General features: G+C 54.2%; 31 protein-coding genes. 17 read left to right on the top strand and 14 right to left on the bottom strand.

Annotated features, from left to right (window positions below; translation table 11 throughout):
- Positions 1-3: 3 nt before the first annotated feature.
- The 3 genes from mnmA to rluE are packed head-to-tail and all read right to left on the bottom strand — an operon-like array spanning position 4 to position 2,286.
- Positions 4-1,101 (bottom strand): tRNA 2-thiouridine(34) synthase MnmA, encoded by a 1,098-nt coding sequence (gene mnmA / locus AB6T85_RS15800; protein WP_369896086.1) that lies wholly within the window; start codon positions 1,099-1,101, stop codon positions 4-6.
- A gap of 58 nt (positions 1,102-1,159) precedes the next feature.
- Positions 1,160-1,636 carry an NUDIX domain-containing protein gene (locus AB6T85_RS15795; protein ID WP_125289649.1) on the bottom strand — a complete coding sequence of 159 codons (477 nt, stop codon included), beginning with the start codon at positions 1,634-1,636 and terminating at the stop codon, positions 1,160-1,162.
- Positions 1,637-1,653: 17 nt separating this feature from the next.
- Positions 1,654-2,286: a 23S rRNA pseudouridine(2457) synthase RluE gene (gene rluE, locus AB6T85_RS15790; protein WP_301251732.1), complete on the bottom strand. Its 633-nt coding sequence runs from the start codon at positions 2,284-2,286 to the stop codon at positions 1,654-1,656.
- Between the two features lie 131 nt (positions 2,287-2,417).
- On the opposite strand from rluE, the gene icd reads away from it, so the two are divergent.
- Complete coding sequence (gene icd, locus AB6T85_RS15785) at positions 2,418-3,668, top strand: NADP-dependent isocitrate dehydrogenase (RefSeq protein WP_369896084.1); 1,251 nt, start codon at positions 2,418-2,420, stop codon at positions 3,666-3,668.
- 472 nt (positions 3,669-4,140) lie between these two features.
- Here icd and AB6T85_RS15780 read toward each other — a convergent pair whose 3' ends face one another.
- Positions 4,141-5,169 (bottom strand): LacI family DNA-binding transcriptional regulator, encoded by a 1,029-nt coding sequence (locus AB6T85_RS15780; protein WP_253454548.1) that lies wholly within the window; start codon positions 5,167-5,169, stop codon positions 4,141-4,143.
- A 287-nt stretch (positions 5,170-5,456) separates the two neighbouring features.
- Here AB6T85_RS15780 and AB6T85_RS15775 point away from each other — a divergent pair, with 287 nt between their 5' ends.
- From AB6T85_RS15775 to AB6T85_RS15740, 8 genes are all read left to right on the top strand, one after another.
- Entirely contained in the window at positions 5,457-5,777 is a 321-nt protein-coding gene (locus tag AB6T85_RS15775; RefSeq protein WP_369896083.1) for a PTS sugar transporter subunit IIB, read from the top strand.
- Positions 5,777-7,096, top strand: coding sequence for a PTS sugar transporter subunit IIC (locus AB6T85_RS15770; protein WP_253454546.1), 1,320 nt, complete (start codon positions 5,777-5,779; stop codon positions 7,094-7,096). Before AB6T85_RS15775 ends, AB6T85_RS15770 begins: the two co-directional genes overlap by 1 nt.
- The gene (locus AB6T85_RS15765) at positions 7,096-7,437 is read left to right on the top strand and encodes a PTS lactose/cellobiose transporter subunit IIA (protein ID WP_253454545.1); all 342 of its coding nucleotides are present in this window, start codon (positions 7,096-7,098) and stop codon (positions 7,435-7,437) included. Before AB6T85_RS15770 ends, AB6T85_RS15765 begins: the two co-directional genes overlap by 1 nt.
- A 20-nt stretch (positions 7,438-7,457) precedes the next feature.
- The gene (locus AB6T85_RS15760) at positions 7,458-8,897 is read left to right on the top strand and encodes a 6-phospho-beta-glucosidase (protein WP_253454544.1); all 1,440 of its coding nucleotides are present in this window, start codon (positions 7,458-7,460) and stop codon (positions 8,895-8,897) included.
- A gap of 65 nt (positions 8,898-8,962) precedes the next feature.
- The gene (locus AB6T85_RS15755; RefSeq protein WP_301251808.1) at positions 8,963-9,838 is read left to right on the top strand and encodes an ROK family protein; all 876 of its coding nucleotides are present in this window, start codon (positions 8,963-8,965) and stop codon (positions 9,836-9,838) included.
- Positions 9,839-9,944: 106 nt separating this feature from the next.
- Entirely contained in the window at positions 9,945-11,354 is a 1,410-nt protein-coding gene (locus AB6T85_RS15750; RefSeq protein ID WP_301729698.1) for a 6-phospho-beta-glucosidase, read from the top strand.
- Between the two features lie 823 nt (positions 11,355-12,177).
- Positions 12,178-12,855 (top strand): SOS response-associated peptidase family protein, encoded by a 678-nt coding sequence (locus AB6T85_RS15745; protein ID WP_369896080.1) that lies wholly within the window; start codon positions 12,178-12,180, stop codon positions 12,853-12,855.
- A gap of 62 nt (positions 12,856-12,917) precedes the next feature.
- Positions 12,918-13,202 carry a hypothetical protein gene (locus tag AB6T85_RS15740; RefSeq protein WP_369896079.1) on the top strand — a complete coding sequence of 95 codons (285 nt, stop codon included), beginning with the start codon at positions 12,918-12,920 and terminating at the stop codon, positions 13,200-13,202.
- 25 nt (positions 13,203-13,227) lie between these two features.
- On the opposite strand, the gene budC is transcribed toward AB6T85_RS15740, so the two are convergent.
- From budC to AB6T85_RS15720, 4 genes are all read right to left on the bottom strand, one after another.
- Positions 13,228-13,992 carry a meso-2,3-butanediol dehydrogenase gene (gene budC / locus AB6T85_RS15735; RefSeq protein WP_253454540.1) on the bottom strand — a complete coding sequence of 255 codons (765 nt, stop codon included), beginning with the start codon at positions 13,990-13,992 and terminating at the stop codon, positions 13,228-13,230.
- 131 nt (positions 13,993-14,123) lie between these two features.
- A complete protein-coding gene (locus tag AB6T85_RS15730; protein ID WP_301251739.1) occupies positions 14,124-14,609 on the bottom strand; it encodes a GNAT family N-acetyltransferase in 486 nt (161 codons plus the stop codon).
- A gap of 10 nt (positions 14,610-14,619) precedes the next feature.
- A complete protein-coding gene (locus AB6T85_RS15725; protein WP_369896077.1) occupies positions 14,620-15,129 on the bottom strand; it encodes a P-loop nucleotide/nucleoside kinase family protein in 510 nt (169 codons plus the stop codon).
- A 186-nt stretch (positions 15,130-15,315) separates the two neighbouring features.
- Positions 15,316-15,762, bottom strand: a complete 447-nt coding sequence (locus AB6T85_RS15720; RefSeq protein WP_369896076.1) for a PACE efflux transporter — start codon at positions 15,760-15,762, stop codon at positions 15,316-15,318.
- A gap of 524 nt (positions 15,763-16,286) precedes the next feature.
- On the opposite strand from AB6T85_RS15720, the gene AB6T85_RS15715 reads away from it, so the two are divergent.
- The 3 genes from AB6T85_RS15715 to AB6T85_RS15705 all read left to right on the top strand — a co-directional run bounded on the left by AB6T85_RS15715 (position 16,287) and on the right by AB6T85_RS15705 (position 17,695).
- Positions 16,287-16,667, top strand: a complete 381-nt coding sequence (locus AB6T85_RS15715) for a putative holin (protein WP_125289672.1) — start codon at positions 16,287-16,289, stop codon at positions 16,665-16,667.
- Positions 16,654-16,941, top strand: coding sequence for a phage holin family protein (locus AB6T85_RS15710; RefSeq protein ID WP_253454536.1), 288 nt, complete (start codon positions 16,654-16,656; stop codon positions 16,939-16,941). The genes AB6T85_RS15715 and AB6T85_RS15710 overlap by 14 nt, the downstream gene beginning before the upstream one ends.
- A 544-nt stretch (positions 16,942-17,485) precedes the next feature.
- Positions 17,486-17,695, top strand: a complete 210-nt coding sequence (locus AB6T85_RS15705; RefSeq protein ID WP_125289674.1) for a hypothetical protein — start codon at positions 17,486-17,488, stop codon at positions 17,693-17,695.
- Here AB6T85_RS15705 and AB6T85_RS15700 read toward each other — a convergent pair whose 3' ends face one another.
- Both AB6T85_RS15700 and AB6T85_RS15695 read right to left on the bottom strand, forming a co-directional pair.
- Positions 17,696-17,932: a hypothetical protein gene (locus AB6T85_RS15700; RefSeq protein ID WP_253454535.1), complete on the bottom strand. Its 237-nt coding sequence runs from the start codon at positions 17,930-17,932 to the stop codon at positions 17,696-17,698.
- Positions 17,933-18,220: 288 nt separating this feature from the next.
- Entirely contained in the window at positions 18,221-18,466 is a 246-nt protein-coding gene (locus AB6T85_RS15695; protein ID WP_125289676.1) for a DinI-like family protein, read from the bottom strand.
- 193 nt (positions 18,467-18,659) lie between these two features.
- Here AB6T85_RS15695 and AB6T85_RS15690 point away from each other — a divergent pair, with 193 nt between their 5' ends.
- From AB6T85_RS15690 to AB6T85_RS15680, 3 genes are all read left to right on the top strand, one after another.
- Positions 18,660-18,875: a YgdI/YgdR family lipoprotein gene (locus tag AB6T85_RS15690; protein ID WP_253454533.1), complete on the top strand. Its 216-nt coding sequence runs from the start codon at positions 18,660-18,662 to the stop codon at positions 18,873-18,875.
- Positions 18,876-18,965: 90 nt separating this feature from the next.
- Positions 18,966-19,370 (top strand): hypothetical protein, encoded by a 405-nt coding sequence (locus tag AB6T85_RS15685; protein WP_369896073.1) that lies wholly within the window; start codon positions 18,966-18,968, stop codon positions 19,368-19,370.
- A gap of 70 nt (positions 19,371-19,440) precedes the next feature.
- Complete coding sequence (locus tag AB6T85_RS15680; protein ID WP_253454531.1) at positions 19,441-19,854, top strand: GNAT family N-acetyltransferase; 414 nt, start codon at positions 19,441-19,443, stop codon at positions 19,852-19,854.
- 14 nt (positions 19,855-19,868) lie between these two features.
- On the opposite strand, the gene AB6T85_RS15675 is transcribed toward AB6T85_RS15680, so the two are convergent.
- Positions 19,869-20,531: an MBL fold metallo-hydrolase gene (locus AB6T85_RS15675; RefSeq protein ID WP_253454530.1), complete on the bottom strand. Its 663-nt coding sequence runs from the start codon at positions 20,529-20,531 to the stop codon at positions 19,869-19,871.
- Positions 20,528-21,448: a muramoyltetrapeptide carboxypeptidase gene (gene ldcA / locus AB6T85_RS15670; RefSeq protein ID WP_369896071.1), complete on the bottom strand. Its 921-nt coding sequence runs from the start codon at positions 21,446-21,448 to the stop codon at positions 20,528-20,530. Before ldcA ends, AB6T85_RS15675 begins: the two co-directional genes overlap by 4 nt.
- 314 nt (positions 21,449-21,762) lie before the next feature.
- Between ldcA and emtA the strand changes: the two genes are divergently transcribed.
- Positions 21,763-22,362, top strand: coding sequence for a membrane-bound lytic murein transglycosylase EmtA (emtA, locus tag AB6T85_RS15665; RefSeq protein WP_369896107.1), 600 nt, complete (start codon positions 21,763-21,765; stop codon positions 22,360-22,362).
- A gap of 49 nt (positions 22,363-22,411) precedes the next feature.
- Here emtA and AB6T85_RS15660 read toward each other — a convergent pair whose 3' ends face one another.
- Positions 22,412-23,149, bottom strand: a complete 738-nt coding sequence (locus AB6T85_RS15660; protein ID WP_369896069.1) for a flagellar brake protein — start codon at positions 23,147-23,149, stop codon at positions 22,412-22,414.
- A 184-nt stretch (positions 23,150-23,333) separates the two neighbouring features.
- Here AB6T85_RS15660 and AB6T85_RS15655 point away from each other — a divergent pair, with 184 nt between their 5' ends.
- Positions 23,334-23,582 (top strand): GlsB/YeaQ/YmgE family stress response membrane protein, encoded by a 249-nt coding sequence (locus AB6T85_RS15655; RefSeq protein WP_253454527.1) that lies wholly within the window; start codon positions 23,334-23,336, stop codon positions 23,580-23,582.
- Between the two features lie 63 nt (positions 23,583-23,645).
- Here the strand turns inward: AB6T85_RS15655 and AB6T85_RS15650 are convergent, their stop codons facing one another.
- The gene (locus AB6T85_RS15650) at positions 23,646-25,754 is read right to left on the bottom strand and encodes a TonB-dependent siderophore receptor (protein WP_253454526.1); all 2,109 of its coding nucleotides are present in this window, start codon (positions 25,752-25,754) and stop codon (positions 23,646-23,648) included.
- Positions 25,755-25,804 lie beyond the last annotated feature (50 nt).

Raw genomic sequence — 25,804 nt, 5'->3', positions numbered from 1 at the left:
TTTTTAAAGCGGCAGACGCTCTTCGATAATGCCGCCGCCCAGACAGATTTCACCCTGATAGAACACGGCGGACTGGCCCGGCGTGACCGCCGCGACCGGCTCGTCAAAACGCACTTCCAGCCGATCGGCACCCAGCGGCGTTACCGTACAGGGAATATCGCTCTGGCGATAGCGGGTTTTCACCGTGCAGCGCATTGGCGCGGCGATAATTTCGCGGTCGACCAGATGCAGCTGCTGGGCGATCAGCCCGACCGACATCAGGCGCGGATGGTCGTGACCCTGCGCAACCACCAGCAGATTGTTCGCCACGTCTTTATCCACCACGTACCACGGCTCTTCGCTGCCTTCTTTGGTGCCGCCGATCCCCAGTCCTTTGCGCTGGCCCAGCGTGTGATACATCAGCCCCTGATGCTCGCCCACCACGTCGCCTTCCGTACTGACGATAGCGCCGGGCTGAGCAGGCAGATAGCGCCCCAGGAAATCGCGGAACTTGCGTTCGCCGATAAAGCAGATGCCGGTAGAGTCTTTCTTCTTCGCCGTCACCAGTTCCAGATCTTCGGCAATGCGGCGCACTTCTGGCTTGGTCAGTTCACCAACCGGAAAGAGGCTCTGCGCAATTTGCTCATGGCCCAGCGTGTAGAGGAAGTAGCTTTGGTCTTTGTTGTCGTCCAGACCGCGCAAAAGCTGGCTCTTGCCGTCAACGTCGCGGCGACGCACGTAGTGACCGGTAGCGATAAAATCCGCGCCCAGATCTTCGGCCGCGAACTCCAGGAAGGCTTTGAATTTGATCTCTTTGTTGCAGAGAATATCCGGGTTAGGCGTGCGGCCAGCCTTATACTCTTCGAGGAAATGCTCGAACACGTTGTCCCAGTATTCCGCCGCAAAGTTCACCGTATGCAGGTGGATGCCCAGCTTGTCGCAGACCGCCTGCGCATCCGCCAGGTCTTCCGCTGCGGTACAGTATTCCTCACCGTCGTCCTCTTCCCAGTTTTTCATAAACAGGCCTTCAACCTGATAGCCCTGCTGTTGCAGTAACCAGGCGGAAACGGAGGAGTCCACGCCGCCGGACATACCGACGATCACTTTTTTACCGAATGACATGAGAAATACCCGACTTTGAGTTGCAGTTAAAGGCTGCACTTTAAAATTGCGGCATATTCTACCACGCGTCGGCGGCGGGCGCATCCTCGCTAAAGGGCCACTGGAACGCGCTCAGCACCTCAAGCGGATAGCGTACGCCCTGCTGATAAATCCGCAAACTTTCGGCAACCAGCGGCGAACGGAGCTTTTTCGCACCGATAATCGCCTCCGGCGGCAACCATAATGCGCGATCGATATCGCGATCCTGAGGGCTGGTCGGCAGCATTTTCGGTAAATCCAGCGCGAACAAAAAACGCAGAAACGGCGTATTGTCGGGCGCGATCCATTGATGAAGCCGCAGAAAAACCTGAGGAACGGCCTCCAGGCCCGTCTCCTCGTACAGCTCGCGCGCGGCGGCCTGCAGCAGGGTCTCGTTGGCTTCCAGGTGGCCTGCGGGCTGGTTCCAGGTGGCGCGGCCGCGCACCATTTCCTCAACCACCAAAAACTGGCCTTCCGCCTGAACGACGGTGGCTACGGTAACGTGCGGTTTAAACATGCTGACTCCTTGCAGGCTTAGAGGGGAAAGTCGCCGGTGACGTCGCGCCATTCGCCGGGCGATAAGTTTTGCAGCTCCGTATTGCCCATAGCAAAGCGGATCAGACGCAGGGTAGGGAAGCCGATATGGGCGGTCATGCGCCGCACCTGACGGTTCCGACCCTCGAATAAAGTGATTTTCAGCCAGCTGGTGGGAATAGCCTTGCGCTCGCGTACCGGCGGGTTGCGCGGCCAAATCCACTCCGGCTCCTCGACGATTTCTACGCCAGCGGGCAGCGTAGGGCCATCTTTCAGATTAACGCCATCGCGCAGCGGCTGAATATCACGCTCGCCCGGTGCGCCTTCCACCTGAACATAATAGATTTTTCCGGTGCGTTTGCCCGGCTGCGTCAGCTTAGCCTGCAGCGCGCCGTCGTTGGTCAGCACCATCAGGCCTTCGCTGTCGCGGTCCAGACGGCCGGCAGCATAAACGCCGCTAACGGGAATAAAATCTTTTAACGTGCTGCGGCCTGCCTCGTCGCTGAACTGCGGCAGGACGTCAAAGGGTTTGTTAAAAACGATAACACGCCTTGGCCCCTTGTCGGCGGCTTTCGCGCTGCGGGCCGGGCTGAATCGTTTAAGGCGGTGATTATTAACGGAAGATTTACGCATAGTCTTTGCACTTGTTCACAATGGGCGCATTATAACGCAAAGCGGTGAAGATTGGCGCGGCGTGAATATTCGAGTAGTATTGACGCGCATCTTACAAATCATTAACAAAAAAGCGCTCGAAGGAGAGGTTAATGGAAAGCAAAGTAGTTGTTCCGGCGGAAGGTCAGAAAATCACCCTGGATCAGGGCAAGCTGAACGTCCCAAACAATCCAATCATCCCTTTTATTGAAGGTGACGGTATTGGGGTCGACGTTTCTCCCGTGATGATCAAGGTGGTCGATGCCGCCGTGCAGAAAGCTTATAACGGTGAGCGTAAAATTTCCTGGATGGAAATTTATACCGGTGAGAAATCAGTAGAGCTGTACGGCCAGGACGTCTGGCTACCGCAGGAAACCCTCGATTTAATCAAAGAGTACCGTGTGGCGATTAAAGGCCCACTGACCACGCCAGTTGGCGGCGGTATTCGTTCCCTGAACGTGGCCCTGCGCCAGCAGCTGGATCTCTATATCTGCCTGCGCCCGGTCCGTTACTACACCGGCACGCCAAGCCCGGTTAAACGTCCTGAAGAGACCGATATGGTGATCTTCCGCGAAAACTCCGAAGATATCTATGCCGGTATCGAGTGGAAAGCCGGTACGCCGGAAGCGGATAAGGTGATCAAATTCCTGCGCGACGAAATGGGCGTGAAGAAAATTCGCTTCCCTGAGCAGTGCGGCATCGGCGTGAAGCCATGTTCAGAAGCAGGCACCAAGCGCCTGGTACGCGCGGCGATTGAATACGCCATCACCAACAATCGCGATTCTGTGACCCTGGTGCACAAAGGCAACATCATGAAGTTCACCGAAGGCGCATTCAAAGACTGGGGTTACCAGCTGGCGAAAGACGAGTTCGGCGGCGAGCTGATTGACGGCGGCCCGTGGATGAAGATCAAAAACCCGAACACCGGCAAAGAGATCGTTATCAAAGACGTGATCGCCGATGCGTTCCTGCAGCAGATCCTGCTGCGTCCGGCAGAATATGACGTTATCGCCTGTATGAACCTGAACGGCGATTACATCTCCGACGCCCTGGCGGCGCAGGTTGGCGGTATCGGTATCGCACCTGGCGCAAACATCGGCGACGAATGCGCGCTGTTTGAAGCCACCCACGGTACGGCGCCTAAATATGCAGGTCAGGATAAAGTGAACCCGGGTTCCGTTATTCTGTCCGCAGAAATGATGCTGCGTCACATGGGCTGGTTCGAAGCCGCAGACCTGATTGTTAAAGGTATGGAAGGCGCCATCGCGGCCAAAACCGTTACCTATGACTTCGAACGTCTGATGGACGGCGCTAAACTGCTGAAATCTTCAGAGTTTGGCGATGCAATGATCCAGCATATGTAAGCTGAGTTTTGCAATATGTAGCCAACATAAGATGTAAATTTTATGTTGGCTTTTTATATTCCAGGCCTTTATCCAAATCCTTTTAAAACGGTACATAATAAGCGCAGTTTAAATAGTGCTAACGCCCCGTCTCGCAATGGAAACAGGTTATAACCCACTCTTAAAAGGGGCATCCCTGAACCGTTTCCACACCTGATTATTAAGATGTCCGGATCTCTTCACCACACAATATCCTGGGCTACATGATGTGCCTAGTGATTGCTCTAAGCGTGGCAATGCCATCGCCTTTGAAAAATTTGCAGATAATATAAATAATTCTACTGTTTCATGCAAAAGTGGTGTGATCGCTACAGAGTTATAACAGCACATCTGACGGGAGAGAGAATCCCCAGGCTATACCTCAGGAAACCGTGAGATCGCCGGGTTTGTAACGGGAAAAGTAAGATAACGGCTTGCCGATCCCTGGCAGGCTTCATCTCTCCTGTGCCTTACCATAAGGCCCGATCCCCACCGACTGTCGGCGGATCAGTTCGCCCGGCATCAGCGCCAGCGGCTCGACCTGCCCGCCATCCAGCATTTTCGCCAGCTGCATCATCGCGCTGGACACCATCTTTGCAACCGGCACGCGTACGGTAGTTAGCGCTGGCGTCACATAGGCGGCGACGGGGATATCATCAAAGCTGAGCAGGGAGACATCGTCCGGCACTTTCAGCCCCACGGCGCTCAGCGCGCAGGCGGCGCCGATCGCCATATCGTCATTACTGGCGACAATAGCGGAAAACCTGACGTTGCGCCGCAGCAGCTCGCAGGCCGCCAGCCTGCCGCTCTCGTTAGTCCAGCCGCCTTCCAGCATCAGCGCCGGATGTGGCGTAATCTCATGCCGTTTTAGCGCGGATAAATAGCCGTTCAGTCGACTGAGACCGGTGTGGGATCCCGCCATGCCTTTGATAAACGCGATTTCCCGATGTCCCTGGCCAATCAGATAATCTACCGCCTGGAACGTATCGTTTTCATGATCGGCGCAGACGGCATAGTGTGGGAACGTTTTTAAACTGCGGTTCAGGATCAGCATTGGCTTACTGATCGTCGGGATCAGCGCGTCGATCTCTTCTACGCTCAACGATCTTGGATAAATGATCAGGGCATCGCAGCGGCTGTCGATCAAAAAATTGATGGCCTGCCGCTCCTGGTCCGCCGTGTGTTTGCCGTCGGCCAGCACCAGCTGCGACCCCAGCTGTTCGGTCAGCGTCGCTACCTGATAGAGCAGCTCGCTAAAAAAGGGGCCGTTATAAAGGGTATTGGGCACCATCAGGCCAATGCTCTGGCTGCGGTTGGTCGCCAGATTACGCGCCAGTAAGTTAGGCCGGTAGCCCATCTCCTCCACGGCGCTCATGACCTTGTCCCGCACCGTTTTCGACACGTAGCCATGCCCGGCCAGCACGCGAGAAACGGTCGCTTTTGAGACGCCAGCACGCCTGGCCACATCCAGCATCGTAATCATGGAGAGTTTCCTTTCTGTATCGGCCGCTTATTGTAACCAAAAACGCAGCGGTTAAAACCCGCATTTTTTTCTCGCCACGCCAGAAAAGATTAAATGATGCACGGTAAATATATTCAGGTGCGTCATAAATAAATAATCTGTAACCGGTCTCACATTATTTTATGTTTAGCGATAAATAAATTACTGAATGAGTGGGTGATGGATCACAAAAAGAAAAAAGAGGATCTGTAACCGGTTGCAGGCTGATCGAATGGCGCGTAAAAATTCAGGAAACAAAGGGGGATGTTATGATCAAGATATTATTATGTTGCTCTGCAGGCATGTCCACAAGCATGGTGGTGCAGCGGATGGAAAAGGCCGCCATAAAGCTCGGGATTGATACGAAAATTCAGGCAGTTGGCATGGAAGAGTTCAGCGAAAAGATCGCTGATTTTGACTGCTGCCTGCTGGGCCCGCAAATCAAATACAAGCTCAATGATTTTCAGAAATGCGCGGCCGAATACCATAAACCGGTTGCCGTTATTAACACCATGGATTATGGGATGCTTAACGGCGAAAAAATTCTGCAATCCGCCCTGTCGCTTATTGAATCTCATCAGGGGGCATAATGAGCACACTGGCCGATTCGCTGTTTGGGGTGATTGAAAATCGTATCAGTCCGGTAGCCGCGCGCTTATCTTCACAAAGACATGTTGTCGCTATTAAAGATGGCTTTATTGCTTCCATGCCATTTTTAATTGTAGGTTCCTTTATGCTGTTGTTTTCTCATCCGCCGTTCAGTGAAAACAGCCAGTGGGCTTTTGCAAAATGGTGGCTGGGCATCGTCAGGCAATATAACGACCAGCTGATGATGCCTTACAATATGACGATGGGGATTATGGCCGTCTTCATCACCAGCGCTATCGCCTATAACCTGGCGCAGAGCTATAAGCTCAACGGCCTGATGGCCGCGCTGCTCTCGCTGATGACCTTTCTGGTGGTCGCCGCGCCGCAAAAAGATGGTGCGCTGTCGGTTGCTTCTCTGGGCGGTGAGGGCATCTTCACCGCCATTCTTATCAGCCTGTACTGTACCGAAATCATGCATCTGCTGACGAAGTACAATATCGGCTTTAAGCTTCCCGAACAGGTGCCGCCCAAAATCCGCCAGTCTTTCGATCTGCTGATTCCGATCCTGGTTATTTTCCTCACGCTTTATCCGCTGAATCTGCTTATGGAGAGCCATTTCGGGCTGATCCTGCCGCAGGCAATTATGTCTCTGTTTGCGCCAATCCTGTCCGCTGCGGACTCATTGCCCGCCGTGCTGATAGCCGTGCTGCTGTGCCATCTGCTCTGGTTTGCCGGCATCCACGGCGCGGCAATCGTCGGCGGCCTGCTCCAGGCGTTCTGGCTGGCTAATCTGGGTATTAACCAGGAAGCGCTTAACGCGGGGCAGGAGGTCACCAAAGTCTTTGTTGAGCCGTTCTGGCAGTTCTTTATTACGGTGGGTGGCTCCGGCGCGACTATGGGTCTGGTGATCCTTTATCTGCGCAGCAAGTCTGCCCATCTGCGCTCGATCGGTCGTCTGGGCCTGGTTCCCGGCATGTTCAATATCAACGAGCCCATCATTTTCGGTTCGCCGGTAGTAATGAATCCGCTGCTGTTTATTCCCTTTGTGACCACGCCGCTGATCAACGCGGTTATCGCCTGGACAGCGACGCGCACCAACCTGATTAACCATGCCATTTCCCTGGCGCCGTGGACTACGCCCGGCCCGATTGGCGCTGCCTGGTCTACGGGCTGGGACTGGCGCGCGGTGGTGCTGGTCGCGTTTCTGATTGGCCTGTCGGCGTTAATTTATTACCCGTTCTTCAAAATGTATGAACGCCAGCTGCTGCAACAGGAAGCGGAAATGGCTGACGGCATGGTTCTGGCTGAGGAGACCAAATAATGGATGCACCACAGGATATGGAAACAACGGTGATGGAGCTGATTATCCATGCCGGCGAAGCGCGCTCTGCTGCCATGCAGGCGCTCCAGGCGGCGCGAAAGCATAGCTGGGAAGAGGCAGACGCCTCGCTGCTGGAGGCGACAAAAGCCGTGCGTGAAGCGCACAGGATCCAGACTGAGCTGATCGGCGCGGACGAAGGCTGCGGCAAAATCCCGGTCAACCTGATTCTGGTGCATGCACAGGATCACCTGATGAACGCCATGCTGTGCCGTGAGCTGGTGGAAGAGATTATCTACCTGCATCGTGAAGTGCAGGAGCTGACCAAAACCCGTACGCAGTAGTTTTTAAAAAGGAACCATTTATGTCTGACAAATTACCCGCTGATTTTTTATGGGGCGGCGCCGTCGCTGCTCATCAGGTTGAGGGCGGCTGGCAGGAGGGCGGCAAAGGCCCGAGCATTGTCGACGTGCTGACGGGCGGTTCGCACGGCGTGGACAGAGAAATCACCGACGGCGTGATTGCCGGTAAAAATTATCCTAATCACCTCGCCACGGATTTTTATCATCGTTACAAGGAAGATATCGCGCTGTTTGCGGAAATGGGCTTTAAGTGTTTCCGCACCTCTGTCGCCTGGACGCGTATTTTCCCGCAGGGCGACGAGGTCGAGCCTAACGAGGCGGGCCTGAAGTTTTATGATGACGTTTTTGACGAGCTGTTAAAGCACGGCATTGAGCCAGTGATCACGCTGTCGCACTTTGAAATGCCGCTGCATCTGGTTAAACAGTATGGCGGCTGGCTTAACCGGGAGCTGATTGACCTCTTTGTGCGCTACAGCGAAGTGGTGCTAAAGCGCTATAAGCACAAAGTGAAATACTGGATGACCTTTAACGAGATCAACAATCAGCGCAACTGGCGCAAGCCGCTGTATGGCTACAGCAACTCCGGCGTCATTTTTACCGATCACGAAAACCCTGAAGAAGTGATGTACCAGGTGCTGCATCACCAGTTTGTTGCCAGCGCCAGAGTGGTAAAGCTGGGCCACGCCATCAATCCGGATTTTAAAATTGGCTGCATGCTGGCGATGGTGCCGCTCTATCCGTGGTCCTGTCATCCGGACGACGTAATGTACGCGCACAAAGCGATGCAGCAGCGCTATCTGTTTGGCGATGTGCATATGCGCGGAGCTTACCCTGCCTGGGTTCGCAAAGAGTGGGCGCAGCGCGGATTTACTATCAATATGGCGCCGGAAGACGAGCAGACGCTGCGCGAAGGCTGCACCGACTACCTTGGCTTCAGCTACTACATGAGCAACGCCGTAGAGTACGCGACCGCCCGGCAAACTGACGATACGCCGCTGGAGGCGTTCCCCGGCAGCCGCAAAAATCCGCACGTAAAAGCTTCCGACTGGGGCTGGCAGATCGATCCGGTCGGCCTGCGCTACACGCTTAACATGCTCTATGAACGCTACCAGAAACCGCTGTTTATCGTGGAAAACGGCTTCGGCGCGTTCGATAAGGTCGAGGAGAACGGCGAGATCAACGACGACTACCGTATCAGCTACCTGCGCGAGCATATTGTGCAGATGAAAAAAGCCGTGCTGGAGGATGGCGTCGATCTGATGGGCTTTACGCCCTGGGGCTGTCTGGACTGCGTCTCTTTCGGCACGGGACAGTACGATAAGCGCTACGGTTTTATTTACGTTAACCGCAGCGATGACGGCAGCGGCGATTTCTCCCGCGCGAAAAAGAAAAGCTTCGACTGGTATAAAGAGGTTATCGCCTCTGACGGTGCATCCCTTTAAATCCGGCTGACCGGAAAGGCCTGACGGGCGGTGCCATGCCGCCCGCCAACAAGCCGGAGTGAATGATGAGAATTGCAGCTTACGATATTGGCGGAACCGCCTTAAAAATGGGCGTGCTGAACGAGAAGGGCGAGATCCTGGCGCAGGAAAAAACGGCGGTCCCGAATTTTTCCGGCGAGCACATACTGGCGTCGATTCAGGCATGGCTGGCAAGCCATTCCGAATGTGAAGGAATAGCCCTGAGCGTTCCCGGCTACGTCGATCCCTGGACGGGCTTTATTACGATGGGCGGCTCCCTGCGCGATTTTGACGGCTTTGCTTTACAGGCGTGGCTACAAAATAAAACCGGCCTGCCCGTTAGCGTAGAAAACGACGCCAACTGCGCGTTGCTGGCCGAACGCTGGCTGGGTAACGCGCAGACGATGCGGGATTTTCTGATGATGACTATCGGCACGGGCATTGGCGGCGCGCTCTTTTGCAACGGTGAGCTGGTGCGCGGGCATCGTTTCAGGGCGGGCGAATTCGGCTACCTGCTCAGCGAACGGCCGGGCGCGGGACGGCTGAACAGCTACACCATGAATGAAAACTGCACGCTGGCGGTCCTGCGCAGGCGCTATTCGCTGATAAGCGACAGGCCGCTGGAAACGGTCACGGGCGAAGAGATATTCGCCGGCTATGACCAGGGAAATAAAATTTGCGTCCGGCTGGTTACGCAATTTTATCAGGATCTTTGCTCGGGCATTTATAACCTGGCGCATCTGTTCGATCCGGAATGTGTCTTCCTGGGGGGAGGCATAACCGAACGGCCAGGCTTTATCGACGAGATCAAAGCGCATCTGGCCTGGTATGGCCTGACGGTGTCTGTCGCCAGAGCCAGCCATGGCAACAGCGCGGGGCTGACGGGCGCGGTGTATCACTACCTGAACAGCCGGCATAAATAAAGCCCAGCGGGTTTTATTCAGTCATTCATCATCCATGCGGTGAGGGGCAGGGCTACCTGCTTTCAGCCCACTCTCTGTCTGTCCGCTCATTCAAGGAGCTTTTTGTATGCAAAACAAAATAAAGATTGTCACCATCGGCGGCGGATCCAGCTATACCCCGGAACTGATCGAAGGGCTGATCCTGCGCAAGGATCGGTTACCCATTGCGGAACTCTGGCTGGTGGATATTGCGGACGGCACCGAAAAAATGGAAATCGTCGGCAATATGGCGAAGCGTATGATTGCGGCGGCCGGACTGGACTGGCAGGTTCATCTGACGCTCGATCGTAAAGCGGCGCTGAAAGATGCCGACTACGTGACCACGCAGTTTCGCGTAGGGCTGCTGGATGCTCGCCTGAAAGATGAGGTTATCCCGCTGGCCAACGGCCTGTTGGGGCAGGAAACCAACGGTGCGGGCGGGCTGTTTAAAGCGTTCCGCACCATTCCCGTTATTCTGGAAATTATTGACGATATGCGCGTGCTTTGTCCCAACGCGTGGCTGGTCGACTTTACCAATCCGGCCGGGATGGTGACGGAAGCCGCGATAAAATATGGTCAATGGGAAAAAACGGTGGGGCTGTGCAACGTGCCTTTCAGCCATATCACCCAAGCCTGTGAGCTGCTGGAGACCCCCGAGGCGGAACTAAACTTCAAGTTCGCCGGGCTTAACCATTTTCACTGGCACCGCGTCTGGGACAACAAAGGAAATGAACGCACCGCCGAACTGATCGATAAAATCTATGCGCCGGAACAGCGCGATCGCTCTGATGAAGGCCTGAAAAATATTCACCAGATCCCTTTCCACTATGAGCAGGTCAAACACCTTGGCATCCTGCCGTGCGGCTATCATCGCTATTACTATTTACAGGAGCCGATGCTGGCGCACGCTGTTGAAGAATTCAGGCAGTATGAAACGCGCGCCGAGGTGGTGAAAAAAACCGAAAAGCGGCTGTTTGAACTCTACAAGGACGTCAACCTTAACTACAAACCGGAAGAGCTGAGCCAGCGCGGCGGCGCACACTACAGCGATGCGGCCTGCGATCTGATCGCCGCTATCCAGAACAACACCGGTAAACAGATGGTGGTGTCAACGCGCAATAACGGCGCCATTGCCGATCTGCCTTTCGACTGTATTGTGGAAGTGACGGCAGCTATTACCGCGCATGGCCCGGAGCCGCTGCGTTGGGGAGCGCTGCCGCCTGCGGCGCGAGGCATGATCCAGCTGATGAAGGCGATGGAGGAAACCACTATCGAAGCGGCCGTGACCGGCGATTATGGCGCGGCGCTGCATGCGTTTACCATCAATCCGCTGATCCCGGCTGGCGATACGGCCATCAAAGTGCTGGATGCGCTACTGTATGCCCATAAGGCGTATCTGCCGAAATTTGCCGAAAAAATAGCGCAAATAGAGCGGGATAAGCCGGAAATCGTCGCGTTTGTCGACCAGCTGTTGGCGGACCGCGAAGCGCATGCCTGACGGCCAGCACCTGCCGTCCGTGTCGGGCGGCAGCCTGTATACCTGATATCTTCCTGATGCCATCGCTATCCTTTTTTAAAAAATAAGGTGATGCCATACCTGCTCAAAGGCGTAAAGAAACCTTCTTGTCGGAGGCTGATAAACACTTTATTCAGCGCCGTTACAGGTTTTTAGCGCGCTATCCGTTCATTGCCCTCTGATTTCTGACGGCCAGCATGCTGTTCTTTTTTAAGTTTACTGCTGACAGGGGGAGCCTGGCGATCTGTGGTGGGGGGAGTGCTGTTTGCGGTCGGCGATGATGAGCGCTGAACCTGTTCATCTAAAGCCGTTATAAAAGGCGCAATGTTGCTGTGTCAGGTCTTTGCCATGCTGATAAATGCTTGCGCCTTGATAAAAAATCACTCGGGGGCGGTGCTCTGAAAATAAGACTCAGTAAGAGCAATAGCCGCCTTTATGATGGGAACCGGTACCGCCATGGGGATGTTGTCCCTTAGGACAGGCGAATGCTGAAGCAGACAGCACAGCCATCAGGGACGCCAGCAAAAGCAAGGTCGTTTTTTTCATCTCTGTTCTCTGTAAGTGACGAAGCAAAGATAATATACGCTTATAAATCTCAATAAGGATCCTGATAAAAAAACAGTACTATCACGCTGTTTCCGCCAGGCTGTCCAGCTCAGCCTGCGGCGGTAAGGTAAGCGACAGTAACTAATAAACTTTCGTTACAAAAGGGCGAGTTATGCCTGCTACGAGCGCGTGAAAAAAAGGGAACGGCATGGGCGGCCTGCCGTTTTTCGCTGCTACGCTTATCGAAAAGGAGGAGATTATGTGCGGACGTTTTACTCAATACCGATCCCGTGAGGCTTATCTGGAAGCCTTGAGCAACAGTATCGAGCGGGATATCGCTTACGATCCAGAGCCGCTTGGCCGCTATAACGTGGCGCCAGGTACGCGCGTACTGTTGCTCAATGAACGTGACGCGACGCTTTATCTCGATCCTGTCCATTGGGGATACAGCCCGGAATGGTGGCACAAGCAGCCGCTGATTAACGCTAAATCGGAAACGGCGGCGACGGGCAAAATGTTTAAGCCGCTCTGGCGCAGCGGGCGGGCGATAGTCATGGCCGACGGCTGGTACGAATGGAAACGCGACGGCAGTAACAAGCAGCCTTACTTTATTTATCATCAGAGCGGCGGGCCGCTTTTTTTTGCGGCCATCGGTAAAGCGCCTTTTAACAAAGAGGACGACCATGAGGGCTTCTTGATCGTAACGGCCGCCAGCGATAAAGGACTCCTGGATATTCACGATCGTCGGCCGCTGGTGCTGACGCCCGAGGCCGCGCTTGCCTGGATAAGTGAAAAAACCACCCCGGAGCAGGCGAGCGAAATAGTAAAAGAGGGGGCCGTCCCGATTGATGAATTTGCCTGGCATCCGGTTAGTAAGGCCGTGGGCAATGTCAAAAATCAGCGTCCCGATCTGATTGATGAGGTTGAAACGGCCTGAGGTCGCACACAAAAACATCCCTTTCCGCTGCAAACAGCAAGAAGATCGTAAGGACAGGCGCTATGAGATTAAAATGGGTATTAAGCCTGGCGATAATATTTTTTTATGCAGACCCGGCGCTGTCTGCCCGGTTGTCGGACGAGGAAGTGCAGCAGCGGATTGTAGCCGAGTCCATCGCAGACTATTCGGGTAGCTGCGCCTGCCCGTTTAATTCAGCCAGAAACGGCAGTCGCTGCGGTGGACGAAGCGCATGGAGCAGGCAGGGCGGTGAGGCGCCGATTTGCTATGTAAAAGAAGTGACGGCGGAAATGATTGATCAATGGCGAGCGGCCAATAACGAGGATTAGGCGGCACGCCGTGCCGCCGGAAACATCAGGCCTGTTTAGGCTGACCGTTGGATGCCATGATACCGCCATCGACCGGCAGATTAACGCCGGTGATATAGCGGGCGTCATCGCTGGCAATAAAGGCAATCGCGCTGGCGATATCTTCCGGTTCACCTGCACGCGCCAGCGGAATACGCTCATAGAACTTATTCAGCAGCTGCTGGTTATCTTTCATCTCTTCCGTCAGATCGGTAAAGGTAAAGCCGGGACAGATGGCGTTTACGCGTACGCCGTCTTCGCCATAATCCAGTGCCAGCGAGCGGGTAAAATTGGTGACCGCGCCCTTGGCGGCGTTGTAAACGCTCATTCCCCAGTCGCCACCCAGCCCGGAAACGGAAGAAACGTTAACCACGTTGCCTTTGCTTTTCAGCAGCGCGGGCATAAAGTAGTGCACGCAGTAGAACACGCCGTCCAGGTCAACCTTCATCAGCTGTTTCCAGTCGTCCAGCGCGATCTCATGGATACGGCCCTGAACGATCTGCCCGGCATTATTTACCAGCACGTCCACCCGACCATATTTATCCAGTACGTTTTTGGCAAGCCGTTCTACCTGTTCCGCCTCGCCCACGTCGCAAGTTGCAACCAGATGCTCACCCTGAGCCAGTTTCGCCAGCGTCTTATCCAGCTTTTCTTTCGTGCGGCCTACCAGCACCACGGAAGCGCCTTCGCTGGCGAAGCGTTCTGCCGCAGCCTGACCAATACCGGAACCTGCACCGGTTACCACCACGACTTTTTGCTGAAAACGGGCCATATTAACCTCCTGTTGGAATAAATCTCTTGTTAAAACGCTCCGTTAACCCTGGCAGGCCTGTGACGGATCGCAAGCCCGGCAAAAAGGGGAGGCAATTAACTTATTGTTATTTAGCTGGTTTTTCAGGGGTTTCAGAATGTAACTTTTTCTGAATGTAACAGCCCGGCCTGCATCTCCATGCAGAGCAGATCGCCCGCCAGCGCAGAGTGGTAAACCGATTCTCTGAGCAGCGTAAAGCCATGACGCTGGTAAAATGTCATGGCGTCCGGCGTGGAGGAAAGGGTGAGCGTGGTGATGCCCCTGGAGAGGGCCTCATTTTTTATGGCCGTCAAAATTTGCGTGGCGTACCCTTTGCCCATATGGTCCGGCAGGGTAAAAATGGCCTCCACGCTGTGCTTTTCGCTGTCAAGAAAGCCTGTCGCTACGGGAAAACCCGGCGCGTCTGCCACAAAAAAAGGGTGCTGAACAATGGCCTGAAGATAGCCACCAGGCATTTTGTCCGGCGTCCAGGCCATGACCTTCTCTTCACCGTAGGACGCTCTACAACCGGCGCGGATAGCCAGGTTGCGTAGTTGCCATAGCGCCCGTGCTTCTTCCGGGCGTGCCCGTCTGATCATCGGCTTGACCTTAGCCAGCGTGGCTGGAATAACGTTTGATGTTAAAACCTTCTTCTTCTACCGGCGCAACAAAATAGCGGCTGATAAGCTCATATTCGGCCTCCGTAGCGGCAAAGTCATGGCTTTTGGCCTGGTTTCTTAACGCCAGCCGGGCTTTGCACAAACTGTCTGGCTCATCCAGGAAATGCAGGATGTGCATACAGCGGGCCTGATCCACAATTTGTTTCATCCACTGGCGTTGCGCAAGCGTATTTGCCGGAAAATCAAGCACTATGGAAGTGCCCGTTGTCAAAAGGGCAACAAGATGAGGCGTCAGCGTATCGCGCAGCCTTGCAGCGTATTTGACGTAATCCGTGACGTTTTTCATTTCCGGGCCATAAAGCCCGGACAGCCAGCTGTCTTCAGACAGGATAAGCGTGCGGGGAGCACTGGCAAGCTGCTGCGCCAGGGTAGATTTACCGGAAGCAATTTTACCGCACAGCAGATGCAGCAGGGGTGGAGAAGCAGCAGAATCGACCATAACATTCCTCGTTAACGACAATACCCTTTTTACAGCAAACCGTTCAGGGCGAGCGAAGGCGCATTAGAAACAGCGCCAGATGGTAAAGCAGATCCTCTACAGCGAACCTGATGGGCACCGAATAATTGATAATCAGCACGGCTAAAACCAGTAAAATCAGGCAGCTTGTTATAATACGCGGCATTATCACCTCTCTGTGCCCCTGGAGCGGCAAACCCAATGAAACCGGAAAAGGTCGTAAACATAGTTAAACACAACGGTATAAGGCAGAAAAAAGGCGACCAGCGCAATTTGCAACATAAAGGCTTTCAATAATGAGACGGTAAACCACCAGGCGGTTACCGGGATCAGGACGGCAAGCAGTCCGGCTTCAAAAAGGACGGCGTGGAGGATCCTGACAGGCAGGCTCCGCCTGAAACCCATTCTTATCTGAACAGCATCAAACAGGCGATTAAAAATAACATTCCACAGCATCGCCGTGACGGCGGACAGCGCCGCCAGCACGGCAGATTGCGTTACGGGCACGGCTAATATCGCCGCCAGCATGAGCGCAATCAGGACATTAGCCACCACCTCAAAAAGTATTGAGTGAAAAACCCTTTCTTTCAACGTTTTGTTTAACACTGTTTCCATTAAAAGTTTCCGATAATATCAACGGCTGCGCCCGGCAGGCAGGCGGTTACGGGCCGGTAGGGTAGCAATCCTGCTTACCGGAAACTTTGTCTACCATCATTTCTTGTCTTTATCGCGGGATCCTGAACGCATAAAACAGGTTAACGCACCCTGTGGCGTCATTTCTGAGACTGAAAGCGAAAAAAACTTGATAAACTGCTGGTCACAGCAGAAGCGACGCCTTTCGCCGAATAAATGCCGCGCCGTCTACCTTTCCTTTACGACCTCATGACCCTTCAGGCAGCGTCATAGCGTCGAACCGCACGGTTCCCTTATCAGGACTGACAGCTCGTCTGGTTAGCTGCGTGGCTTTTCAGAATCAGCACCAAATAAATTTACAGCGCCCTCACGCGTACGCATTTCCCGCACTAATGTAAAAATATCAACTACTCCAGCTGTGCTAAATCGAATTTTCTTATTCCTGGCGCAGGCCGGGATTTTTTTCTCGTCCATTTGAGAAGACGCTGAAGCAGAAAGGGGGCTCTATGTTCATTCATGAAATGGTAGTGAGGATTGGTGTGGTATCTTCAGCCGGAGCGAGTGTGGCGAGTCAGTTAGGTGGCATGAACTACAGCGTGTTGTTTGGCTCTTTTGCCGGAGCGGTGTTTTATGTTGCCGGCGCAGCTGACATCGCTTTGCGCGTGCGGGCTGCTTATTTTGTTGTCTCATGGATCGTGGGCGTGTTCGGCGCCGATGTTGTAGGCGCCAAACTGGCTGGCCTGTTGGGATATAGCGACAGGCCGCTGGATGGGCTTGGAGCGGTACTGCTCTCGGCGCTGGCCATTAAAACCTTAACATTCTTTAATCAGCAGGATCCGGCCGCCTGGCTGGCCCGCATCAAAGGAGGCTTTCATGGTCACAAATGATCCTATGGTGATTACCAATGTGATCACCTGCTCGGCAATTGCCCTGCGGCTGATGTTTTTCCGTAAGCCCGGCGCGCACCATCAATGGTGGGCATCATGGCTGGCCTATCTGCTGGTGCTGGCCTATGGTTCGGTTCCGTTTCGTTATTTCTTTGATGATTACAGTCATAGCAGCTGGGCTTCTATCCTCATCAATCTGGTGTTCTGCGCGGCGGTATTTCGCTCAAAAGGCAACGTAGCGGAGATCCTTGCCGTGCTGCGCCCCGGTAGATGAAATTTTCGCCTGCCGGTCGGCTTGTCTCACTGGCAGGAGTTCTTTTTTTGAACGGTACTGTTAAGGTCATACGCCGTATTAATATATTATTCTTACCTAAGCTAAATTAGCGTAATAAATACATGTTCACTCTGCCGCTTATCCATCAATCTGTTGCGCGTTCTTTTCAGACATAACCTGCTGTATTAAAAGGCAGTCAATCCCCGCTCCCGCTATTAATAAATCGCTTTCTTTCACGATGCGAATAAAGCCAAATCCGCCAGAAATGTTCTGTTACGGGAAAGTTTCATTAATAATGGTAAAACGAACGATTTCCTTACATTATTTACCAGCGGTAGTTAATCTTCATTGGGTTTACAACTTTCTTCTGCCAGGATTAGTCTGTTTTTCTCTTTAATCCCCTGTAGATTTGCCGGATAAAGAAACATTTTCCGGTAAAAGATGGGTAAAAATGGCAAAAAAGTTAAATCTGTTTAAATCAAGGGTTGAGATGCTCAGCCATTGCTCAGTAAAATAGGGCCAAAACTCAAATCAGGAGAATTTCGTGTCAGAAGCTGCGTATGTCTATCATCCGGAACGACTGGAAGAAGCGAAGAACATCGCTTTGGGGTGGCGAATTGTAGGCCAGATGGAGCCGCAAACGCTTGAGGATGCTATTCAAATGTTGCGAGACAGCTCGGCCTACGCTGCACAGGTTTACGATCTGCTTTACGCCGAAATCGCTGAGCATCAAAAAGCGCAGGAAAACCGCTGATTACCTTCGGGCCAGCGCGTCGGCCCGATAGCGTTGCCAGGTTTCCCAGCATTTTTGCGGATCGACATTAGCGTATCCGCAAAAAGGATCCAGCGTGCGGGCTATATTATCCGGTACTAAAACCTGCGTGGTGATATCCCGAATCTTTTCCACTTCTTCCTTCGTTAACGGCGAGCCTTTACGCCATTCAGCCTTCGCCAGTAGCCCTCCCAGCGCAGGAACAGATATAACCGCCATAGTTGCGTCTCAATTAATTGCCTGCTCAGATCGTCGGCTCGTCCGGAGAAAACTTTAGGTTGTTACGAAATTTAAATTTATTTAAATAAATTTTAACAACTCATTAAAGTAATAAAGAGGGGGATGTATCAGTTCGGTTTCAGTTTTCAGATAAAAAAATGCCCGCAAAGAGGATAATCACGGGCCAACACCAGGGAAACTTGATAGAAGAATAGTGGCATGAAGACGGTAAAACGCAACCGTCCACGGGCAAAAATCGTTATAATAACGCCTGAAGTGCGAGGGTTATCAAAATTCTTCTGCAATCAGCCACTGGTCCGCTTCATCGAACATTTCTTCAATAATTCTCAACATTACCGATTTGTCGCTTTTGCTGGCGTCCGTTTTCACGCCGTTTGCCTGCATAGGTTTTACTTTGACGTCGGCATCGGGGAAAACTCGCTTAATGCGCTTTTCCAGTTCATCTAAAATCAGCTGCTGCGCGTTTGGTAAGCCCGCAACGTTGCGCTTATCGTAAATCAGTTCAACAAACATGAGAGGGATCCTGGTTATCAATGCTGGATAAAAATACAGTTAAATCTGCCTGGCTTCAACTGAAATTTGTTGATGGCGGCGATAACTTTCCTTATCTGGTCGACACTTGCGGCCCCTCCCGCTGCGCAGCAATCATCAAAAATTGCTGTGCACATAGACTACACTTCCCTCGGTTAACTTAAGGAGAGAAAAGATGAAAAAATTGTTACTTTTTCCACTGATTGCCGTGGCCACTTTACTGAGCGGCTGCGCAAATGACCATATCATTCATATGCGCGACGGCAGCACAAAGGTGGTTGAAGGGAAGCCGGAAATTGATAAGGCGACCGGTATGGTTATCTACACCGATGAATCCGGCAGGCAGCAGGCGGTAAACCAGGCGGATATTAAAGAGATGAGCAGCCTGTAACGCAGACCAGGCCACTTCCGATTGCGGCCCAACCACGACGCGGGCAGGATACTGTGCCAGACCTGTCAGACACTTGCCCGGAGAATACTCATGCTTCGTTTACTTGCCCTCGGCGGCCTTTGCGCCTGTTCCTTTTTTGCTCACTCCTCTGAAGGCACTGCGCCGTTACAAAACAGCGAGTATCAGATTACCTGTCCGGGCAGGCCAACCATGACCGTGACCAACGCACAGTATGGCCTGACCACGGTATTGTGGGCGGGCGATAACTTCCAGATTGCGTCCGGCAGCCAGCAGTCCCGTACCGATAACGGCGATAAAGTGGCTATCGTGCTGTTTCGCAACGGAGACCAGATGGTGATGAACAAAAGCACCAATGAGACCTTTTTCTCGTATGACGGTAAGAAAAACCTGGTTTCCTGTAGCCGCACCGGCGAACGCGAAAACAGCACGGTAACATTGCAACGAACCGATGCGTCGGGAAAGGTCGAATCCTGAGTAGTCAGTCGGGCAATCTTGCCGGGAGGCCGGCGCGGGCCGCAAACTTTTACGTATAAAAGAGGAGTCTATGACTATCAGAATAACGCACCAGCCTGGGGCGGACGAACTGGCGGAAATTGAAGCCGGCCTGCTGGCTTATAACTCGCAGTTTATGGCTATCGGCGAGTTAAAAAGTATCGGGGCATTTATTGAAGACGCCAGCGGCAAAAAACTTGCTGGCCTGACGGGTTCAACGGTGGGCAACTGGTTGCGCATTAATATGCTTTGGGTAAGCGAAGCATTGCGTGGGCAGGGGACGGGCACGGCGCTGATGCAGGCGGTGGAAGAAGAGGCCCGTCGACGCGGCTGCCTCTACGCTCAGGTCGATACCGCCAGCTTCCAGGCCCGGCCCTTCTATGAAAAACAGGGCTACGTCGTCCGGCTGGTGCTGGATAACTATCCGCGCGTGCACCAGCGGTTTTACCTGACGAAAACGCTGTAGCAGGAAGACGACGATTATTCTCCTGGCCGCTGACGCAGATCCAGCGGCGAGTTCTCCGCCTCGTCCAGCAGCGCCAGCCACTCCCGCATCGTCACTTCCTGCCAGGACAGATGGCCTTTTGTGGTTCCCATCAGCACCACGTCCGGGCGCAGCGCCCGATAAAACTCCAGCGTTTTTTTCAGATCGGCCTCGTTGCTTTCCGGCACCAGCACGGTTACCCAGCGCTGGTGGCTGAGGCTGATAGTATCGCCGACAAACAGATAGGTTTTGCCATAGGGCGAAGCATAAAGGTAGGTGGTGCTGCCCGGCGTATGGCCCGGCGTGGGCACCACGTGCAGGCTGCCGCAGTGCACTTCCGCCTGATTAAAGGTGTCGTCCGCTTCGGCGAACGAGCTGACGGGGCCGAGCGCGCGGTTGTGGCAATAGAGCGCCGAATTAAAGCGCTGCTGCAGCAGTCGCGCGCCCGGGCCAGCCTCGTGCCAGTGGGTCAGATAGTGGCGAAAAATCCCGCCGAGATCGCTGATAATATTATGGTCTTCATGATCCTCAACGCGTGAAATCAGCACGTTGCCGCGTGAAAGCTTCAGCAGAAAACCGTGCATCATCACTTCCGGATCGCGTTCGCCCGGCGGAAACTCCGGCGTTGAGATCCACAGATCTTCATACAGCTGCTTCATGAATGCTCCCGCAGTACCGCATGCCCTGACAGAGTCAGCCTGGCGACATCGCCTGCGACCCGCAGCTGGCCATGCGCACCAAGCGGCAGCGTGACGGTGTTCCAGTGATGGCCAAATTCCAGCCCGGTCACCACCGGCAGGCCGGTCAGCTCGCGTATTAGCGTCCACACGCTGTCAAAGTCATAGCCGTTGTCGTACTCGCTGAGTTTTACGCCGGTAAAACTGCCGGTGACAATGGCTTTCTGCCGTGCCAGCACGCCGTGCTGCGCCAGCTGCAGCAGCATTCTCTCCACGCGGAAAGGGTGCTCGTTAATATCCTCAATCACCAGGATGCCGCCGTCGATCTCCGGCAGCCAGGGCGTACCGATCAGCGAAGTCAGCATCGCCAGATTTCCGCCCCAAACCGTGCCCGAAACGTCTACATCCTGCGGCGCGGTGGGCCATTCCAGCGTGAATTCGGGCGAGGTCAGCGCCCGCCAGAAATGATCGAGGGTGAAATCAGAAACGACCTCCGCGCCAAAATTGCCTGCCAGCATCGGGCCGCTGAAGGTTTGTCCGCCCGCCTTCAGCAGCGCCATCTGGATCACGGTAAAGTCGCTGTGGCCGCAAATTGCCAGCGGGCGCTCGCGCAGACGCGCCGCCAGCGCGGCGGCATCGAAACCGGGAAGCAGCCTGGTGGCGCCGTAGCCGCCGCGAACCGTCAGCACAATATCCGCTTCGACCTGTCGTAAATCCAAATCCTGTAGCCGCTGCTCGTCGCTACCGGCAAAACGTTGGCTGCGACGGGCGATCGTTTGCAGGTTAGTCACCTGATGACCCTGCTCCTGCAAACGCCGCACGGCGAGCTGCGCGGCCGCCTGATTCTGGCAATAGCCGGAAGGCGCGATCAAATGAAAAGTGCGTGGAGTAACGGACATAATCTTCACTTTTATCCTTAATTGGCTAAATTTTGGCCCTTATTCAACGGTTTTTCGTCGCGGTAAAGCTGTTAGCCTTGTACTTTCAGGCGGGACATCTGTTTTCTGCGCAGGGTTAATGAATCATTTTACGCAATCCAGGGTCCAATACGGCTGATAATGACGAAAAGCGCAGCTGAAGTCATCCACCGCTGCGCTAAATTAAGAGTTTCGGTAATATTATCCCGGCAAATCGCCGCTATGATAAAACGCGAAGCTAAAGCTGAGAGGAATAAAATAGCGTGAAGAGCATAAAAACAGTGGCGATCGTGAGTATGCTCCTGCTGGCAGGGTGCGCCAGCCAGCCGCATAAACCGAATGAACATCAGCGGCAAACCCCGCTCACCAAGGCGCCGCCGGGGAAGGTTGCTCAGGCCTGGGCGCTGTTTACGGAAAACGCCGCGCATAACTACGGCGTCGATCAGAAGCTGGTTGAAGCGATCATTTCCGTGGAATCGGGCGGCAATCCAACGGTAGTCAGCAAGTCGAATGCCATTGGATTGATGCAGATAAAAGCCTCTACGGCGGGCCGGGAAGTCTATCGGGTACAGGGCCGTCGCGGGCAGCCAAGCACCTCGGAACTGCGCGATCCGGTGAAAAATATCGATATTGGTACGGCTTATCTGAAAATTTTGCAGGATAGTTCGCTGTCGGGGATCCGCGATCCGAAAACGCTGCGCTACGCCACTATTGTTTCCTACGCCAATGGCGCAGGCGCGCTGCTGAGAACGTTCTCACGCGACAGGGATCGGGCTATTGCCATGATCAACGCCATGACGCCGGAAGAGTTTTATCAGCATGTACAGAACAAGCATCCGGCAGCGCAGGCGCCGCGCTATTTGTGGAAAGTGACCACGGCCTACCGGACAATTTAGTGGACGCGCGACCTGATAAAGCTTGCTGCGTCAGCGGGATGGCTTACGGCTACTGAAAGCGGGTGGCTTTTTCACGCGCCAGACGTTCCAGCGAGAAAATCACGTTCTGTAACAGGCGCTCCTGGCTGAAATCCAGCGAGGCGAAGCGAAAGCTCAGGCGCGGCGTGACCACGGTTTCATTTTTATTGCCTACCACGCTGCGCTCGCCGACGTTAATCAGCGTGGCGTCCGCCTCAAGGCGACCATATTCGCCCAGTTCAACACACACTTTCTTAAAGATTTCGCCACCCTCCAGGCTTTCCGGAATGGGTGAATCGCTTAACACGCCGATACCGCCCAGCGAGAGATCCTGGACTCGCATCCGGCCCTGGCCGCTGCCGTCCGGCCATTTGACATAGCAGTAAAAAATGGGGTCAAGCGGGACGGCCACGCGAAAGAACTCACGTCGTTGGATCATCAACAGCTCGTCGGGCAGCCCGGCGCCAAAGGCAGGCAGGCCTTCATGACTGTCGTTTTCAAGGGCGTTAAGCGTAAACTCGACTTTTGCGCCGTAGGTTTCTGCGGCCAGATGCAGTTCATTCATTTCCAGCGCCAGCTGGTTTTCATACTCATTGCTGCCGTAGTCGACGATCAGACGCTCTTTATCCGCATACAGCAGCCGCGTAATAAACTGGCCCCTCGCATGGGAAACCAGAACAGGCGTCTGATTTTTCAGCAGATTTTTTAATACGGCAAGCACGGCGAGCGGGCCATGCTTGAGATATTGTTCTTTTTCTTCTTCTTTCACGTCCTACTCCGATTGGGTGTCAGCAAACCCGCACCTGGCGGTGTTACGTCAAATTATCGGCATCGGCGCGTGACGCTTTAGCCGGTCCGAAAAAAAAATTGCAAAAAGTTTGGCTTTAAATCACAGAGTTAGAAATCTTGCCTATACTTATGCCGTCTAATCAGTACAAGCAAAGGAGCAGTAAATGGGAATTTTGTCATGGATCATTTTCGGTCTGATTGCCGGTATCATCGCTAAGTGGGTTATGCCGGGTAAAGATGGCGGCGGTATTATTATCACCGTGATCCTGGGCGTAGTCGGCGCCGTGGTCGGCGGCTGGATCAGTACGCTGTTCGGTTTCGGCAAGGTAGACGGCTTCAACTTCGGCAGCTTTATCGTGGCGGTCATTGGCGCCATCGTTGTGCTGTGGATCTACCGTAAAGTCAGAAGCTAATCGCGCAGCGGTAAAGCTTACTGAGAAACCCCACGCTCCGGCGTGGGGTTTTTCTTATCTGCCTCAGAAATCGTAGCCGACGGTGGCCATCACCGAACGTTCCGCTCCCCAGTAGCAGTAGCCCGTGCCGTAGCAGGCCGCGACGTAGTGACGGTCGGTGAGGTTAGTCGCGTTAAGCTGCACAAACGCGCCTTTCAGGCTGGGGTTCCAGACGCCAAGATCGGCCCGTACCGAAGCGTCAAACAGCGTGACGGAGGGCAGGCGCGTGGTGTTTTCATTGTCTGCCCACTGCTTGCCGATATAGCGTACGCCCGCGCCCGCGCTGACGCCCCACGCAAACTGATATTTACCCCAGAAAGAAGCCATCGAATTTGGCGTCACATAAGGCGTGTGGCCGTCGTTGCCGTCCACGGCATCCTTATAACGGACGTGATTAAGCGTGTAGCTGGCCAGCGTGCTCAGGCGCGGCGTCCACTGGTGATGGGCTTCCAGCTCCAGCCCCTGCGAATGCACTTTGCCTGCCGGGTCGTAATAGGATTCCTTAACCACGCGGTTGCCCACATCTTTCTGCGTTAAATCGTACACTGCCGCGCTATAGAGATCCGAGGTGCCCGGCGGCTGATATTTCACGCCGGTTTCATACTGCTCCGAGGTCGTCGGCTGCAGCAGATTGCCGTTAATGTCGGAAAGGGACTGCGGCGTAATCGCCTGGCTGTAGCTGACGTAAGGCGAAACGCCGTTGGCAAAGGCGTAAAGCAGCGCGGCGCGCCCGCTGAGATGATCGTCCTGGCGGCGATGCTTGTCTGCCGTCGCATCGTTCTCCGTTTGCGATACGATACGGTCATAGCGCCCGGACAGATCCAGATGCCACTGCTGCCAGCTCATCTCGTCCTGCAAATAAACGCCGGTCTGATAGTAGCGGCGCTGCGAGCGGGAAAAATCGTAATCCGGCTGCGGCCCCAGCGCTTCACCCGTGCGCGCGTTCAGCTGGCTGGCGTTGCCGCTGGCTTCATAAAGATCGTTTTTATACTGATGGTACTCCGCGCCCAGCACGACTTTGTGTGCCAGCTCGCCCGTGGCGAAATCCGCCTCCAGCTGATTATCCAGCGCAAAGGCATCGAGTGACGAGCGGGAGCCGGAGTAATAGCGGTTCAGCCGATCCGCGTCAGCCGTATCCCAGCCAATTTGGTAAACCTGATCGAGATCGACATTGGAATGGGCGTAGCTGGCGTTGGAGCGGAAAGCCCAGGTATCGTTAAAGCGATGGGCAAATTCATAGCTGTAAATCTGCTCGCGCCGTTTAAATTGATCCAGAGAGCTGTCGCCATCGTAAAAGCCGGTACTCAGCTTGCGTCCGTTATGTTCAGTAATACTGCCGTCGCCGGGCACCGCGCCGTGATAGCCACCGGAAGGATCCTTCTGTAGATAAGCGCGCAGCAGCAGAGAAGTATCTTCATCCGGCTGCCAGAGCAGGGAAGGGGAAAGGGCGTATTTCTCTTCGCGCGTATGATCGTATTGCGTATCGCTGTGGCGGCTAAGGCCGGTCAGCCGGAATGCCCACTGTTCGTTAATGGCGTCGGTATAATCAAAGGCGGTGCTGGTGCTGTTATGGTTGCCCGCCGAGGCGCGGAAATGGCCCTGCTGGCTGAACTGCGGACGCTTCGAACTTTCCATCACCAGCCCGCCGGGTACCGTTTGACCATAAAGCGCCGATGAGGGGCCTTTAATTACGTCGATACGTTCCAGAAACCAGGGATCGACCTGCAGTATATTGTAGCTGCCGGGATCGCTCATCAGCCGCAAGCCGTCCAGGAAGATATTATCCACGTCGCCGCCGTGGAAGCCGCGCAGCGAAACGGTATCGTAGCGGCTGGCTGCGCCGGCAAAATTCGTAAAAGCACCGGCGGTATAGCTCAGCGCCTGGTTGACGTCGGTTGCGCCCTGATCCTCCATCTGCTGTCGGGTGACAACGGAAACGGCCTGCGCGGTAAGCGCCAGCGGCCGGTCGGTCTTCATTGCGCCCTGGCTGGTGGTGGCGTTATAGCCGGAGGTCGGCGTAGTGGCCGTTTCGGCAGGAGCGGCGGTAACGACCAGCGTATCGGCGGCGCAAAGGGCAACGGGCGAGACAAACAGCGTAGTACAGAACAGCAGGCGTTTTTGAGCGAAAACCATGCTTCTTCCCTTTCAGAGTTCAAACAGAAAGCGCTGCCGGACTTGTTAAC

It is taken from the genome of Erwinia aeris (assembly GCF_041224955.1).
In the GTDB taxonomy this organism is placed as follows: Bacteria; Pseudomonadota; Gammaproteobacteria; order Enterobacterales; family Enterobacteriaceae; genus Erwinia; species Erwinia aeris.
This window is presented reverse-complemented; position numbering and strand designations above follow the sequence as displayed.

Bases quoted from the DNA above. Each gene is read 5' to 3' on its own strand.
- AB6T85_RS15765 (WP_253454545.1), top strand. From the start codon at position 7,096: ATGGATGCACCACAGGATATGGAAACAACGGTGATGGAGCTGATTATC.
- emtA (WP_369896107.1), top strand. From the start codon at position 21,763: ATGCTCCTGCTGGCAGGGTGCGCCAGCCAGCCGCATAAACCGAATGAA.
- AB6T85_RS15650 (WP_253454526.1), bottom strand. From the start codon at position 25,754: ATGGTTTTCGCTCAAAAACGCCTGCTGTTCTGTACTACGCTGTTTGTC.
- AB6T85_RS15770 (WP_253454546.1), top strand. From the start codon at position 5,777: ATGAGCACACTGGCCGATTCGCTGTTTGGGGTGATTGAAAATCGTATC.
- AB6T85_RS15685 (WP_369896073.1), top strand. From the start codon at position 18,966: ATGCTTCGTTTACTTGCCCTCGGCGGCCTTTGCGCCTGTTCCTTTTTT.
- AB6T85_RS15710 (WP_253454536.1), top strand. From the start codon at position 16,654: ATGGTCACAAATGATCCTATGGTGATTACCAATGTGATCACCTGCTCG.
- AB6T85_RS15720 (WP_369896076.1), bottom strand. From the start codon at position 15,762: ATGGAAACAGTGTTAAACAAAACGTTGAAAGAAAGGGTTTTTCACTCA.
- AB6T85_RS15715 (WP_125289672.1), top strand. From the start codon at position 16,287: ATGTTCATTCATGAAATGGTAGTGAGGATTGGTGTGGTATCTTCAGCC.
- AB6T85_RS15690 (WP_253454533.1), top strand. From the start codon at position 18,660: ATGAAAAAATTGTTACTTTTTCCACTGATTGCCGTGGCCACTTTACTG.
- AB6T85_RS15675 (WP_253454530.1), bottom strand. From the start codon at position 20,531: ATGAAGCAGCTGTATGAAGATCTGTGGATCTCAACGCCGGAGTTTCCG.
- AB6T85_RS15780 (WP_253454548.1), bottom strand. From the start codon at position 5,169: ATGATTACGATGCTGGATGTGGCCAGGCGTGCTGGCGTCTCAAAAGCG.
- AB6T85_RS15680 (WP_253454531.1), top strand. From the start codon at position 19,441: ATGACTATCAGAATAACGCACCAGCCTGGGGCGGACGAACTGGCGGAA.
- AB6T85_RS15725 (WP_369896077.1), bottom strand. From the start codon at position 15,129: ATGGTCGATTCTGCTGCTTCTCCACCCCTGCTGCATCTGCTGTGCGGT.
- rluE (WP_301251732.1), bottom strand. From the start codon at position 2,286: ATGCGTAAATCTTCCGTTAATAATCACCGCCTTAAACGATTCAGCCCG.
- mnmA (WP_369896086.1), bottom strand. From the start codon at position 1,101: ATGTCATTCGGTAAAAAAGTGATCGTCGGTATGTCCGGCGGCGTGGAC.
- budC (WP_253454540.1), bottom strand. From the start codon at position 13,992: ATGGCCCGTTTTCAGCAAAAAGTCGTGGTGGTAACCGGTGCAGGTTCC.
- ldcA (WP_369896071.1), bottom strand. From the start codon at position 21,448: ATGTCCGTTACTCCACGCACTTTTCATTTGATCGCGCCTTCCGGCTAT.
- icd (WP_369896084.1), top strand. From the start codon at position 2,418: ATGGAAAGCAAAGTAGTTGTTCCGGCGGAAGGTCAGAAAATCACCCTG.
- AB6T85_RS15760 (WP_253454544.1), top strand. From the start codon at position 7,458: ATGTCTGACAAATTACCCGCTGATTTTTTATGGGGCGGCGCCGTCGCT.
- AB6T85_RS15755 (WP_301251808.1), top strand. From the start codon at position 8,963: ATGAGAATTGCAGCTTACGATATTGGCGGAACCGCCTTAAAAATGGGC.
- AB6T85_RS15745 (WP_369896080.1), top strand. From the start codon at position 12,178: ATGTGCGGACGTTTTACTCAATACCGATCCCGTGAGGCTTATCTGGAA.
- AB6T85_RS15655 (WP_253454527.1), top strand. From the start codon at position 23,334: ATGGGAATTTTGTCATGGATCATTTTCGGTCTGATTGCCGGTATCATC.
- AB6T85_RS15740 (WP_369896079.1), top strand. From the start codon at position 12,918: ATGAGATTAAAATGGGTATTAAGCCTGGCGATAATATTTTTTTATGCA.
- AB6T85_RS15795 (WP_125289649.1), bottom strand. From the start codon at position 1,636: ATGTTTAAACCGCACGTTACCGTAGCCACCGTCGTTCAGGCGGAAGGC.
- AB6T85_RS15730 (WP_301251739.1), bottom strand. From the start codon at position 14,609: ATGATCAGACGGGCACGCCCGGAAGAAGCACGGGCGCTATGGCAACTA.
- AB6T85_RS15775 (WP_369896083.1), top strand. From the start codon at position 5,457: ATGATCAAGATATTATTATGTTGCTCTGCAGGCATGTCCACAAGCATG.
- AB6T85_RS15700 (WP_253454535.1), bottom strand. From the start codon at position 17,932: ATGGCGGTTATATCTGTTCCTGCGCTGGGAGGGCTACTGGCGAAGGCT.
- AB6T85_RS15750 (WP_301729698.1), top strand. From the start codon at position 9,945: ATGCAAAACAAAATAAAGATTGTCACCATCGGCGGCGGATCCAGCTAT.
- AB6T85_RS15695 (WP_125289676.1), bottom strand. From the start codon at position 18,466: ATGTTTGTTGAACTGATTTACGATAAGCGCAACGTTGCGGGCTTACCA.